The following is a 12,335-nucleotide window of genomic DNA, read 5'->3' on the forward strand; positions in this document are numbered from 1 at the left end:
AGTCCGTCCCCTTCAACGTCGTACGGCAGCTGCTGCAGCCCGCGCTGCTGTCGATGCTGGAGGAGGAGGCCCGCGAATACCTCGGCGACTGGTACGACATCGCCGGCCCCGCCCTCGGCATAGCGGACCCCGGCGACGCCCCCGCCGACCCGCAGGGCGTGTGCGACGGTCTGGTGGCCGCCGTGCGACGGCTCGCCAAGGTGCACTACCCGCTGGTGCTGCTCATCGACGACGCGCACTGGGCCGACCAGGAGACCCTGCGCTGGCTCGCCGCGTTCGCCGAACGCCTCGACGACCTCTGCGTCCTGGTCGTGGTGGCCCGCAGGCCGGGCGAGGTCAAGGGAGAACGGGCCCGCCACCTCGACACCATCGCCACGATCGCGGGCCCGGCCGTGACCAACCTGAGCACGCTGACCCCGGCCGCGGTCGCCGGACTCACCCGCGCCACCCTCGGCGCGCACGCCGACGGCGCGTTCTGCCGCGAGGTGTGGGCCGTCACCGACGGCAACCCCTACGACACCGTCGAACTCCTCGCCAAGGTCCAGGACAACGAACTCGAACCCAGCGAGTCCTCGGCCGCCGAACTGCGTTCCCTCAACCGCTCGGCGCGCGGCGGCGGACTCGTCGACCGGCTCGAGGAACTGGGCGTCGACGCCACCCGGTTCGCCATGGCGGCCGCCATCCTCGGCGCCGCCATCTCCATCGACGAGGCCGCCCGGCTCGCCGTGATGGACCGCGACGACGCGGTCCGCTGCGCCGAACTGCTGCGCACCCACCGCATACTCACCGAACCCGACCCGGCGGCCGTCCCCGCCGTCGAGGGCGACCTGGAGTTCGTCCACCCGCTGATCGCCACCGCCGTCTACGACTCCATCCCGCCGAGCCTGCGCACCGCGATGCACGGCATCGCCGCCAAGGTCGTCACCGACGCGGGCAAGGGCCTCGCGGCCGCCTCCCGGCACCTGATCCAGGTCCACGCCGAAGGCGACGAGGAACTCGTCGAGCAGTTGCGCGGGGCCGCCCGCGAACACCTCGCCGTCGGCGCGCCCGACGCGGCCCGCCGCTGCCTGGAACGCGCCCTGAAGGAACCGCCGGCGCCCGACGTCCACGCGCGCGTGCTCTACGAACTCGGCTGCGCCACCCACCTCACCGCGCCCGCCAAGACCATCGGGCACCTGCGCGCCGCGCTCGCCTCGCCCGGCCTCGACGGCGACGACCGGGTCGACGCCGTCCACCGGCTCTCCCAGGCCCTCGTGCACAACGACCAGCTCGAGGAGGCCGTCCGCACGGTCGAGGCGGAGGCCGCCCGGCAGCCACCGGGATCGGCCCGGATGCGGTTGCAGGCCGTGCAGTTCATGTGGGAGGGCATCCACGCCGGGGAGAGCACCTCACCGGGCCGCACCGAGAAACTCGCGGCGCTCGCCGCCACCTGCGCCGGCCGGAACAACGCCGAGCGCGCCCTGCTCATCCTGCGCGGCTTCGACGCCATGACCCACGGCGAGAACGCCGAGGAGGTCGTCGAGTACTGCGACCGCGCCCTCGTCAACGGCCGGCTCGCGCCCGGACTCGGCTGGACCGACACCGAGCCCGGCATCGAACTGCTGATGATGCTCGCCAGCGCCTACGCGTACACCGACCGCCTCGACCGCGCCGAATCCCTCTTCAACGAGGCCCTGCGCGCCTACCTGTCGGCCGGCTGGAGCGGCGGCCACCTCGCGCTGGCGCACGCCTACGTCGGCCTGGGCCTGCGCCGCCGCGGCCGGCTGAAGGAGGCGGAGGAGTCCCTGCGGGAATCGCTGCGCCTCGCCGAACGCGTCGGCCGCGGCCTGCCGCTGTACTGGTCGGCGACCTGCAACCTCGTCGACACGCTCCTCGCCCGCGGCCATGTCGACGAGGCCTGGGAGGTCGCCGAGCAGTACGACTTCGCCCCGCCGTACCCGTCGACGATCGTGCTGCCCGACCCGCGGTCGGTGCGCGGCCGGCTGCTGCTCGCCGTCGGCCGCGTCCAGGACGGCGTCAACGAGCTGGAGGAAGCCGGGAAGGCGGCGGCCGTGCGCGGCCACCTCAACCCGGTGATGGCTCCCTGGGCGGTCGACCTCGCCCGGGCCCTCGCCACCGAGGACCCGGCCCGCGCGGCCCGGCTCGCCTCCGACGCCCGCCGCCAGGCCGAGCGCTTCGGCACCGACACCGCCATCGGCGAGGCCCTGCGCTGCGCCGCCCACCTGGAGACCGGCCAGCGCGCGGTCCGCCTGGCCGGCCAGGCGGCCGCTTTCCTGGAGTCCTCGCCCTGCCAGTACGAACACGCGGCCGCCCGCGTCGAGTACGGCGTCCTCTCCCGCTCGACGAGCGAACTGGAACGCGGCCTGGCGCTGGCCCGCTCCTGCGGCGCGGACGGCCTGATGATCAAGGCGCAGCAGGCGCTGGGCAACCTGGGCGCGCGGCGGGTGGGACTGGTGCCGGGGCAGGTGCGGGGGGCAGACGCCGCTGGGGTGACGGCGTCCCGGGCGGTCTCACCGAGCGGCGCGCCGGCGGTGCGCGCCGGCCGCTCGCGCGTCCTCACCCCTCGTCCTCCTCGGCCAGCACCCGCTGAGCGGTCGCGAAGGCCGAGTTCGCCGCCGGGACGCCGCAGTAGACGGCCGTCTGGAGGAGGACCGCGCCGATCTCCTCCGGGGAGAGCCCGTTGCGGCGGGCCGCCCGTACATGCATGGCCAGCTCCTCGTAGTGGCCGTGCGCGACCAGGGCCGTCAGGGTGATCATGCTGCGCTCGCGGCGGCTGAGGGTCGGGTCGGTCCAGATCTCGCCCCAGGCGTAGCGGGAGATGAAGTCCTGGAAGCGGGCGGTGAAAGGGGTCTGGCGGGACTGGGCCCGGTCGACGTGCGCGTCGCCGAGCACCTGCCGCCGTACCTCCATGCCGCGCCGGGCGGCGCCGTCGAAGTGGGCGCGCAGGGCGGTGAGGACGGCCTCGGGGCACTCCGCCGGCGCCAGGTGCGAGGCGCCGGGGATCTCGACCAGGGCGGCGCCCGGCACCGCGTCCGCGATCTCCCGCAGATGTGCGGGCGGCGTCGCCGGGTCCTCACGTCCGGCGACCAGCAGGGTGGGCACGGCGATCCCGGGCAGCCGCTCCCGCAGGTCGAACGCGGCGAGCGCGTCGCAGCAGGCGGCATACGCCTCGGGGTCGGCGTCGCGGTGGTCGGCGACCAGCTGCGGCACGGTGAAGCCGGGCGTGAACCAGCGGGCGTTCGCGCTCTCCGCCAGCCCGGCCAGCCCCTCGCGCCGCACCAGCGCGGCCCGCTCCTCCCACGGCCGGGCCCCGTTGAAGTGGGCCGACGAGCAGATCACCGCCAGCGACGACACCCGCTCGGGGTGGTGCAGCGCCAGATGCAGACCGACCGCACCGCCCAGCGACACCCCGGCGTAGGCGAACCGCTCCACGCCGAGCGCGTCCGCGAGCGCGAGCACCAGGCCGGCGAGGTCGCCGACGGTGGCGCCGGCGGCGATCAGGTCCGCCGCCGAGCCGCCGTGCCCCGGCAGGTCCCAGCGGATCACCCGGTGTGTGACGGACAGCTCGGGCGCGACCTTGTCCCACAGGGCGTGGGAGGTGCCCAGGGAGGGGCCGAGCAGGAGCGGGGGAGCGGAATCGGGCCCCTCGGCACGGTGGTTGAGCAGTTTCTCGGTCAACGTCGCTCCAGCGCACGGTCGGTGAGGGCTCCGGCGGAGCCGGTGTAACGGGCGGGGTCGGTGAGGGCGTCGAGGTCCAACTCCTTCAACCCGGGTTCCTCGGCGAGGAGTTCGGCCAGTGAGCGGCCCTCGGTGTGGGTGCGGGGGGCGAGCCGGGTGAGGAGTTCCTTCGCGCGGGCGCGGCCGAGGACGGCCGACAGTTCGGCCGACAGCCGCTCCGAGACGATCAGCCCGTGGGTGAGAGCGAGGTGCTCGCGCATGGTGTCCGGGTGGACCCGCAGGCCCTCCGTCAGCTCGGCGGCGTCCCGCGCGGCCCCGCCGACCAGCCGCAGCAGGTCCCGCAGCGGCTCCCACTCGGCGTGCCAGGCCCCGGCCGGCCGCTCGTCCTCGGCCACCAGCGCGCCGTACAGACCGGCCGCGAGCTGCGGGGCCCGTCGGGCGGCGGCCGCGATCAGCGTCGAGCGCACCGGGTTCGCCTTGTGCGGCATGGCCGACGAGCCGCCGCCGCTGCCCTCCGAGACCTCCGCGATCTCGGTGCGGGAGAGAGTGAGGACGTCCGTCGCGAGCTTTCCCAGCGCACCCGCCGCGAAGGCCAGGCACCCGGCGAGGTCGGCGATCGGCGTGCGCAGGGTGTGCCACGGCAACAGTGGTTCCCGCAGGCCCAGTTCACGGGCGTAGGCGGCGGGCAGCTCGGTCGCGTCGGCGGCGCCGTACGCCGTGAAGGCCGCCAACGTCCCCGCGGCACCGCCGAGCTGGGCGGGCAGCGTGTCGCGTACGGCCGTCACCCGGTCCCGGGCGTCCAGCACCAGCGACCGCCACCCGGCCGCCTTCAGCCCGAAGGTGGTCGGTACGGCGTGCTGGGTGAGCGTGCGCCCCGGCATCGGCGTGTCCCGGTGCGCGGCGGCGAGCCGGGCCAGCGCCCGCTGCGCGCGGTCGAGGTCGGCCAGGACCGGCTCCAGCGCGCGCACCGCGACCAGCATGGTCGCCGTGTCCATGATGTCCTGGCTGGTCGCGCCCCGGTGCACATACGGGCCGTGCTCCGCGCCGACCGCCTTCGTCAGGTCGGCGACCAGCGGGATGACGGGGTTGCCGCCGGACCGGGCCCGTTCGGCGAGCGACCGCACGTCGAACGTGTCACCGCCGGCCGCCTCGGTCACCGCCGCCGCGGCCTCGGCGGGGGCCAGGCCCAGCGCGGCCTGGGCGCGGGCGAGCGCCGCCTCCGCGTCGAGCAGCGCCCGCAGGAAGGCGGTGTCGTCGGTCGCGGAGGCGGTGGCGGAGCCGGTCCACCCGGGGGCGAGCAGACCGGCGCCGGTGTCGGGAGGTGTCACTGGAACTCCAGGAAGACCGTTTCGCCCTCGCCTTGAAGGCGGATGTCGAAACGGTAGGTGCCCCGGCCGTCGTCCGTGGCGATGAGCGTGTCGCGCCGCGCCGGCTCCAGCCGCGACAGCAGCGGGTCCGTGGCGTGTGCGGCCGTGTCCTCCGGCAGGTAGATCCGGGTGAACAGGTGCACGAGCAGCCCGCGCGCGAAGACGCACACGCTGAGGTACGGGGCGCTGCGTCCGCGTGCGCCCGGCCGCAGCGTCCGCGCGTACCAGTGGCCGTTGGCGTCCGTCTGGATACGGCCCCAGCCGGTGAACTCCACGCCGTTGCGGCCCAGGTAGCCACCGGTCGACGGGTCCCGCCGGATGGAGCCGTCCACCTGCGGCAGCCGGCCGTCCGGGTCCGGGCCCCAGATCTCCACGAACGCGTCGGGCAGCGGCTTGCCCTCGCCGTCGTAGACGTACCCCTGGAGGGTGATGGTGTCCGGGTGGCCGACGGGTGCGATGTCACCGCCGCCCGGGAACGGCAGCGCGTAGCCGTAGAAGGGGCCGACCGTGTGCGACGGCGTGGGCAGCACGTTTTCCGGCCTGCTGGTGTCGATCTTCGTCATGGCGGGTCAGCGTCCTTCTTCGATCCAGGTGGCGTGCGGGCCGTCCAGCACGATGTCCCAGTGGTAGCCGAGCGAGAACTCGGGGACGGACAGGCTGTGGTCGTAGGTGGCGACCAGCCGCTGCCGGGCCGCGTCGTCGGTCACCGACTGGAGGATCGGGTCGTACGGGAAGAGCGGGTCGTTCGGGAAGTACATCTGCGTCACCAGCCGCTGGGTGAACGCCGTGCCGAACAGCGAGAAGTGGATGTGCGCGGGGCGCCAGGCGTTGACGTGGTTGCGCCACGGGTAGGGGCCGGGCTGGATCGTGGTGAATCGGTAGAAGCCGTCGTCGTCGGTGAGCGTGCGGCCGACGCCGGTGAAGTTCGGGTCCAGCGGCGCGTCGTGCTGCTCGCGCTGGTGGGCGTAGCGGCCCGCCGAGTTGGCCTGCCAGATCTCCACGAGCTGGCCGCGCAACGGGCGGCCGTCGCGGTCGAGCAGCCGGCCGGAGACGGTGATGCGCTCACCGATCGGCTCACCCCGGTGGTGGCGGGTGAGGTCGTTGTCGATCTCGGTGATGTCGCGCTCGCCGAAGGCGGGGGAGGACAGCTCCACCAGCTCCGGATCGTTGTCGACGTCGATGGCGACCGGCCGCTGCCGCGGGTGGCGCAGCGTGGAGGAGCGGTAGGGGGCGTAGTCGCGGCGCGGATGGTGCTCCACGGGGCCGCCGTCGGCGACCCGCTTCTCGTACGCGGCGTGTTCGGCCGCGATCTCCTGGTCGATGTCGTGCTGGGTGAGAGCCATGGAGGTTTCCTGGGGGTTAGCGTTCGAGGACGAGGGCGAGACCCTGGCCCACGCCGATGCGGGGGGTGGCGACTGCGACCCCGCTGCCCCGGCGGGCGAGCTGATGGGCGACGGTGCCGGCGAGTCGGGCGACGGAGGCGCCGAGCGGGTGACCGAGGCCGACGAGGGACTGGATGAGCACGTCGGGCACGCCGCTCAGTCCGAAGCCGCCCACCGCCGGCGACGCGCCGTCCGGCACGTCGGCCGCCGCCTCGAGGGCCGTGGCGACCACCTTGTCCATCCGTGCAGCCCCATCTCTTCCGTGCGCCCCCTCAATTAATCAGGGTACTGACTATTCGGCGAGGTGCCCCTCACGCTGCCACCGGTGGGCCTGGGCGTCAAGAGTGCGGAGAAAAGGTGAGGTCAGCAGGTCTCCGGGCGGGAAGACAGCCCGGCTGTCTCCGAGTATTGTTCAGTGCACATACGATCTGATCTCGGGAGTTGGCATGGCGGCGGTGGACCTGAACACCCATCCCGGGCACCTCGCCCGGCGGCTCCAGCAGGCTCACTACCTGCTGTGGAACGCGATGGTCTCCGAGGAGATCACCTCGCCGCAGTTCGCCGTCCTCAACGCCCTCATGGCCGAGCCGGGCCTCGACCAGCGCACGGTGGGGGAGCGGGTGGGGCTCGACCGCTCCACCGTCGCGGAGGTGATCAGCCGGCTGACCCGGCGCGCACTGCTCGACAAGGTCCGCGACCCGCAGGACGGCCGCCGCTTCCTGCTGCGCCTGACCGATGACGGGGTGCGCACGCACCGCAGGCTCGCCGTCCGCGCGGCCCGGATGAGCCAGGTCTTCCTCGCGCCGCTGTCGGGCGAGGAGCAGGCGGTGTTCTTCGACCTCATCCGCCGGGTCGCCGACGCGGCCGAGGGGCTGCGCAACCCGGGAGAGCCGCTGGTCACGCAGGGGTGAGCGGGCAGGACGCGCCGAGCGCGCGTCCTTTCGGCGATGGCACGGGTTCCTGCCGCGGTGAGCGGGCTGGGCGGTGGTCATCGCGCCTCGACGAACACGACCCACACCTGGCCCGCGGCGAGGGCGACCGGCCGGCCGTCCCGTGTCGTGAGCCGGGTGCCGTCCGTCGCGTTCGGGCGCTGCCAGGCCGCGTCGTAGGAGCGCCCGTCGCGCAGCACCTCCGCCTTCCCCGAGCCGACCGTCTCCGTGTACGGCGTGGTGTTGCCGAGGAAGTCACGGAAGGCCGACGCGCGCACCTTCACGTGCTGCACCACCACCGTCGCCGGGGCCGCCCGTCCCGCGTCGGTCGTCACGGTCGGCCTGCCGTCCATCGACACCAACCAGCGCCCCCGGCTCTCGGACCAGGTGAAGGTGAAGCTCGCCGCCGGGTAGCGCACGGTGCGCGAGGTCTCCGGCGTGCCGCCGGAGGGTGCCGCGCCGAAGCGGAAGCCGGTCGTCAGCGCGGCCTGGCCCGGGGCGGAGGGCAGCAGCAGGCCGGGACGCAGATAGAGGTTGTACGGCGCGGGCCGGCTCGGGGCGCGGTAGAACACGTCGGCGTTCTTCTCGGGCGTCACGGCCCGCAGCGGCGCCTTGTCGATCAGCGGCAGCAGCTTGCTCTGCGCCCCCGAGAAGGCCAGCACCGGCCGGTCGAACTGGCGCAGCAGCTCAAGATCGGACTCACGGGCGCTGCGCACCGGGCCGACCGACTTCGGCAGCTTCGTCACGTACACCGCCATCAGCCGGCTCAGGCCGCCCTCCACCTGCTCGACGTAGACGATGTCCGCCGCGTTCACGCCGGTGTGCGGGCGGGCCGCGCGCACATTGTCGATCTTCACGGCGAGGGGTGGGCCCACGGCGGGCCGCGGCGCGGTGCCGCTGGGGCTCGGCTGCCGGGCCGTGGCGCGCCCGTCGTCGGCGGGCGCGCGCTCCGTCGTGCAGGCCGCGGCCAGGGAGAGCGCGACCGACGCGGTCAGCAGTGCGGCCGCCTTCCCGGCGCGCCGGGGGCGCGCTCTTCGCCCCGGCCGAGCCCCGCGTCCCGTGCCCGTCGCCGTGTCGTCGTCCACCGTGGTCACACCACCGTCGCAGCCCGTCCCGTTGACTCGATTGTGCGCTTATCGGTTCATTGCGGCCATATCTGAACGAGCCCGGCCGCTCGCGCCGAGGCGCCGAATGGCCGATGGGCTCAGGTCGGCCAGGTCGGCGTGTGCGGGTGGCTCGGCCCCACGCTTCGGCCCCACGCTTCGGCCCCACGCTTCGGTGTCGCGGTTCGGCGGGGGGCCGCTCGGGTACCCGGGCCGCACCCGGAACCCGGCCGGTGCGACGGCCGGATCCCCCGACTCGGTGGAGGGAGCGCGGCACGATGAAGGCAGTGACCTGGCAGGGGAAGCGGGACGTACGGGTGGAGACCGTGCCCGACCCGGCGATCCAGGAACCGACGGACGCCGTCATCCGCGTCACGTCCACCGGACTGTGCGGCTCCGACCTGCACCTGTACGAGGTGCTCACGCCGTTCATGACCCCGGGCGACATCCTCGGCCATGAACCGATGGGCGTCGTCGAGGAGGTCGGCCCCGGTGTGCCCGACCTCAGGGCCGGCGACCGGGTGGTGGTGCCCTTCCAGATCGCCTGCGGCACCTGCTGGATGTGTCTGAACTCCCTGCCCACCCAGTGCGAGACCACTCAGGTCCACGGCGAGGGCATGGGTGCCGCCCTGTTCGGCTACACCCGCCTGTATGGCGCGGTGCCGGGCGGCCAGGCCGAGTACCTGCGCGTCCCGCAGGCCCAGTTCGGCCCGATCAAGGTCCCCGAGGGCCCGCCCGACGACCGGTTCCTGTACCTCTCCGACGTGCTGCCCACCGCCTGGCAGGCCGTCGCCTACGCCGACATCCCCGAGGGCGGGAGCCTCGCAGTGCTCGGCCTCGGTCCGATCGGGGACATGGCCTGCCGCGTCGCCCAAGTGCGCGGCGCCGGACGGGTGTTCGGGGTGGACCTGGTCGGCGACCGGCTGCGCCGGGCCCACGCGCGGGGCGTGGAGACGTTCGACCTCAGGAACTTCGACAGCGAGAAGGAACTGGTCGCCGCGATCCGCGACGAGACCGACGGCCGGGGCCCGGACGCCGTGATCGACGCCGTCGGCACCGAGGCCCACGGCAGTGCCGCCGCCCGCCTCGTCCAGAACGCCTCCGCCCTGCTGCCCCGCAAGCTCAGCGGCCCCCTCGCCGAACGCTTCAGCGTCGACCGGCTCGCCGCCCTGCACACCGCCATCGAGCTGGTGCGCCGCGGCGGCACCCTCTCCCTGGTCGGCGTCTACGGCGGCATGGCCGACCCGTTGCCCATGCTCACCATGTTCGACAAGCAGCTCCAGATCCGGATGGGCCAGGCCAACGTGCGCCGCTGGAGCGACGAGATCATCCCCTACCTCACGGATGAGGACCCCCTCGGCGTCGACGACTTCGCGACCCACCGGATGCCGCTGTCGGAGGCCCCGCGGGCGTACGAGATGTTCCAGCACAAGCGGGACGGCGCGGTGAAGATCCTCATGACGCCCTGACCGCCCCGGCCGCCTTGACCGGCCTGACCGCCCCGACCGCTTTGGTCCGGCCCGATCACCGGGCGCGTCACGCCTCGGGGGGAGTCCCCAGGATCTCCGTGAGGTCGTAGCGGACCGGCTCCTCCAGCTGCGCGTACGTGCAGCTCTCCGGGGTCCGGTCCGGGCGCCAGCGACGGAAGCGCGCGGTGTGCCGGAAGCGGGCCCCGTTCTCCATGTGGTCGTACGCCACCTCGGCCACCCGCTCCGGCCGCAGCGGCACCCACGACAGGTCCTTCTTGCCCGACCAGCGGCTCGGCGCCCCCGGCAGCCGGGCGCTCTCATGGGCGGCCTCGTCCGACCAGGCCGCCCACGGGTGGCCGGCGACGTCGTCCATGCGCAGCGGCTCCAGCTCCTCGACCAGCTCGGCCCGGCGCTTCATCGAGAACGCGGCCGACACGCCGACGTGCTGGAGGGTGCCCCGGTCGTCGTACAGGCCCAGCAGCAGCGAACCCACCACCGGTCCGCTCTTGTGCAGGCGGTATCCGGCGACCACCACGTCCGCCGTCCGCTCGTGCTTGACCTTGAACATGGCACGCTCGTCCTGGAGGTAGGGCAGCGTCAGCGGCTTGGCGATCACGCCGTCCAGGCCGGCGCCCTCGTACTGCTCGAACCACTGCCGGGCCACCTCGACGTCCGTGGTCGCCGGGGCCAGATGCACCGGCGGCGTCACCCCGGCCAGAGCCCTCACCAGCAGCGCCCGCCGGTCGCCGAGCGGCACGTCGAGCAGTGACTCGTCGGCCAGCGCCAGCAGGTCGAAGGCGACGAACGACGCCGGGGTCCGCTCGGCGAGCGTCCGCACCCGCGAGTCGGCGGGGTGGATGCGCTCGGTCAGCGCGTCGAAGTCCAGCCGCCCCTCCCTAGCGATCACGATCTCCCCGTCCAGCACGCACCGCGCCGGCAACCGCTCCCGCAACGCCATCACCAGCTCGGGAAAGTACCTGGTCAACGGCTTGCCGGTACGGCTGCCCAGCTCGATGTCGGTCCCGTCGCGGAACGCGATCGCCCGGAAGCCGTCCCACTTCGCCTCGTACTGCATGCCCGGCGGGATCGCCGCCACCGACTTGGCGAGCATCGGCTTCACGGGTGGCATCACCGGCAGGTCCATGGTCCGATTCTGCCCAGAAACGGCGGGAAATGCCCGGTATGCGAGCCGTGTGAGGTGTGCCTACCGTGGCACGCACGGGCGATGCGGTGGAACCGGAGGGGCCCCATGGGTGACGCGGTGGAACTGGAAGCGGGCGGCCGGACCGTACGGCTGTCCAGTCCCGACAAGGTCTTCTTCCCGGAGCGCGGCTTCACCAAGCTGGACCTCGCCCGGTACTACCAGGCGGTCGCCCCCGGGGTCCTGCGCGCCCTGCGCAACCGCCCCACCACCCTGGAGCGCTACCCGGACGGCGTGACCGGCGAGTCCTTCTTCCAGAAACGCGCCCCGAAGAGCATGCCCGACTGGATCCCGACCGCCCACATCACCTTCCCCAGCGGACGCTCCGCCGACGAGATGTGCCCCACGGAGGAAGCCGCGGTGCTGTGGGCCGCCCAGTACGGCACGCTCACCTTCCACCCCTGGCCCGTCCGCCGCGACGACGTCGACCGCCCCGACGAACTCCGCATCGACCTCGACCCCCAGCCCGGCACCGACTACGCCGACGCCGTCCGCGCCGCCCACGAACTGCGCTCCGTCCTGGAGGAGTTCGGCGGTCTGCGCGGCTGGCCCAAGACCTCCGGCGGCCGCGGCCTGCACGTCTTCGTCCCCATCGAACCGCGCTGGACCTTCACCCAGGTCCGGCGCGCCGCCATCGCCGTCGGACGCGAGATGGAACGCCGGATGCCGGACCGGGTGACCATCAAGTGGTGGAAGGAGGAGCGCGGGCAGCGCATCTTCCTCGACTACAACCAGACGGCCCGCGACCGCACCATCGCCTCCGCCTACTCGGTACGGCCCCGCCCGCACGCCCCCGTCTCGGCCCCCCTGCGCTGGGAGGAGGTCGGCGCCGCGCACCCGCGGGACTTCGACCTCGCGTCCATGCCCGTCCGCTACGCCGAACTCGGCGACGTCCACGCCGACATGGACGACCACGCCTACTCGCTGGAGGCCCTGCTGGAACTCGCCCGCCGGGACGAGCACGACCACGGGCTGGGCGATCTGCCGTACCCGCCGGAGTACCCGAAGATGCCGGGGGAGCCCAAGCGGGTGCAGCCGAGCCGGGCCCGCCGGGAGGACGGCGGCGGCTCCGCGGGTCCGCCGAAGGGGGCGGGCGGGTCGTAGGAGATGTGGCGGGCACGCCCGCGCAGGGCCTCGGAGGAGGGCCTCGGCGGAAGCCTCCTACCGGGCGTCCGCGGAGGGCCCGGCGGGCGCCGGACCCTCTCT

The 12,335-nt window shown here is 73.8% G+C and carries 9 protein-coding genes and 3 pseudogenes; 4 read left to right on the forward strand and 8 right to left on the reverse strand.

The window, feature by feature from the left end:
* Nucleotides 1-2,423, forward strand: a pseudogene (locus ALMP_RS43700) (ATP-binding protein); the annotation flags it as partial.
* Nucleotides 2,424-2,556: 133 nt separating this feature from the next.
* Here ALMP_RS43700 and pcaD read toward each other — a convergent pair.
* The 6 genes and pseudogenes from pcaD to ALMP_RS44275 all read right to left on the reverse strand — a co-directional run.
* Nucleotides 2,557-3,678 (reverse strand): 3-oxoadipate enol-lactonase, encoded by a 1,122-nt coding sequence (pcaD, locus tag ALMP_RS43705; protein ID WP_264937641.1) that lies wholly within the window; start codon nt 3,676-3,678, stop codon nt 2,557-2,559.
* Entirely contained in the window at nt 3,675-5,006 is a 1,332-nt protein-coding gene (gene pcaB, locus ALMP_RS43710) for a 3-carboxy-cis,cis-muconate cycloisomerase (RefSeq protein WP_264937642.1), read from the reverse strand. The genes pcaD and pcaB overlap by 4 nt, the downstream gene beginning before the upstream one ends.
* Nucleotides 5,003-5,608 carry a protocatechuate 3,4-dioxygenase subunit alpha gene (gene pcaG / locus ALMP_RS43715; protein ID WP_264937643.1) on the reverse strand — a complete coding sequence of 202 codons (606 nt, stop codon included), beginning with the start codon at nt 5,606-5,608 and terminating at the stop codon, nt 5,003-5,005. The genes pcaB and pcaG overlap by 4 nt, the downstream gene beginning before the upstream one ends.
* A 6-nt stretch (nt 5,609-5,614) precedes the next feature.
* On the reverse strand, nt 5,615-6,388 hold the full coding sequence (pcaH, locus tag ALMP_RS43720; RefSeq protein ID WP_264937644.1) for a protocatechuate 3,4-dioxygenase subunit beta: 774 nt from the start codon (nt 6,386-6,388) through the stop codon (nt 5,615-5,617).
* 16 nt (nt 6,389-6,404) lie between these two features.
* Nucleotides 6,405-6,551 (reverse strand): annotated as a pseudogene (locus ALMP_RS44270) (3-oxoadipyl-CoA thiolase); the annotation flags it as partial.
* A gap of 39 nt (nt 6,552-6,590) precedes the next feature.
* A pseudogene (locus tag ALMP_RS44275) lies at nt 6,591-6,668 on the reverse strand (succinyl-CoA--3-ketoacid-CoA transferase); the annotation flags it as partial.
* A 205-nt stretch (nt 6,669-6,873) separates the two neighbouring features.
* On the opposite strand from ALMP_RS44275, the gene ALMP_RS43730 reads away from it, so the two are divergent.
* Entirely contained in the window at nt 6,874-7,338 is a 465-nt protein-coding gene (locus ALMP_RS43730) for a MarR family winged helix-turn-helix transcriptional regulator (RefSeq protein WP_264937645.1), read from the forward strand.
* 77 nt (nt 7,339-7,415) lie between these two features.
* Here ALMP_RS43730 and ALMP_RS43735 read toward each other — a convergent pair whose 3' ends face one another.
* Nucleotides 7,416-8,441 (reverse strand): DUF3048 domain-containing protein, encoded by a 1,026-nt coding sequence (locus ALMP_RS43735; RefSeq protein WP_264937722.1) that lies wholly within the window; start codon nt 8,439-8,441, stop codon nt 7,416-7,418.
* Nucleotides 8,442-8,737: 296 nt separating this feature from the next.
* Between ALMP_RS43735 and ALMP_RS43740 the strand changes: the two genes are divergently transcribed.
* Nucleotides 8,738-9,928 carry a zinc-dependent alcohol dehydrogenase gene (locus ALMP_RS43740; protein ID WP_264937646.1) on the forward strand — a complete coding sequence of 397 codons (1,191 nt, stop codon included), beginning with the start codon at nt 8,738-8,740 and terminating at the stop codon, nt 9,926-9,928.
* Between the two features lie 67 nt (nt 9,929-9,995).
* Here the strand turns inward: ALMP_RS43740 and ALMP_RS43745 are convergent, their stop codons facing one another.
* Complete coding sequence (locus ALMP_RS43745; RefSeq protein ID WP_264937647.1) at nt 9,996-11,072, reverse strand: ATP-dependent DNA ligase; 1,077 nt, start codon at nt 11,070-11,072, stop codon at nt 9,996-9,998.
* 105 nt (nt 11,073-11,177) lie between these two features.
* Here ALMP_RS43745 and ligD point away from each other — a divergent pair, with 105 nt between their 5' ends.
* Nucleotides 11,178-12,233, forward strand: a complete 1,056-nt coding sequence (gene ligD, locus ALMP_RS43750; protein ID WP_264937648.1) for a non-homologous end-joining DNA ligase — start codon at nt 11,178-11,180, stop codon at nt 12,231-12,233.
* Nucleotides 12,234-12,335 lie beyond the last annotated feature (102 nt).

This window comes from Streptomyces sp. A012304 (assembly GCF_026008495.1).
Lineage (GTDB): Bacteria > Actinomycetota > Actinomycetes > Streptomycetales > Streptomycetaceae > Streptomyces.

What these genes read in the sequence shown, in the direction of transcription:
- pcaG (WP_264937643.1), bottom strand. Translation starts at nt 5,608, where the DNA reads ATGACGAAGATCGACACCAGCAGGCCGGAAAACGTGCTGCCCACGCCG.
- pcaH (WP_264937644.1), bottom strand. Translation starts at nt 6,388, where the DNA reads ATGGCTCTCACCCAGCACGACATCGACCAGGAGATCGCGGCCGAACAC.
- ALMP_RS43730 (WP_264937645.1), top strand. Translation starts at nt 6,874, where the DNA reads ATGGCGGCGGTGGACCTGAACACCCATCCCGGGCACCTCGCCCGGCGG.
- ALMP_RS43740 (WP_264937646.1), top strand. Translation starts at nt 8,738, where the DNA reads ATGAAGGCAGTGACCTGGCAGGGGAAGCGGGACGTACGGGTGGAGACC.
- ALMP_RS43745 (WP_264937647.1), bottom strand. Translation starts at nt 11,072, where the DNA reads ATGGACCTGCCGGTGATGCCACCCGTGAAGCCGATGCTCGCCAAGTCG.
- ligD (WP_264937648.1), top strand. Translation starts at nt 11,178, where the DNA reads ATGGGTGACGCGGTGGAACTGGAAGCGGGCGGCCGGACCGTACGGCTG.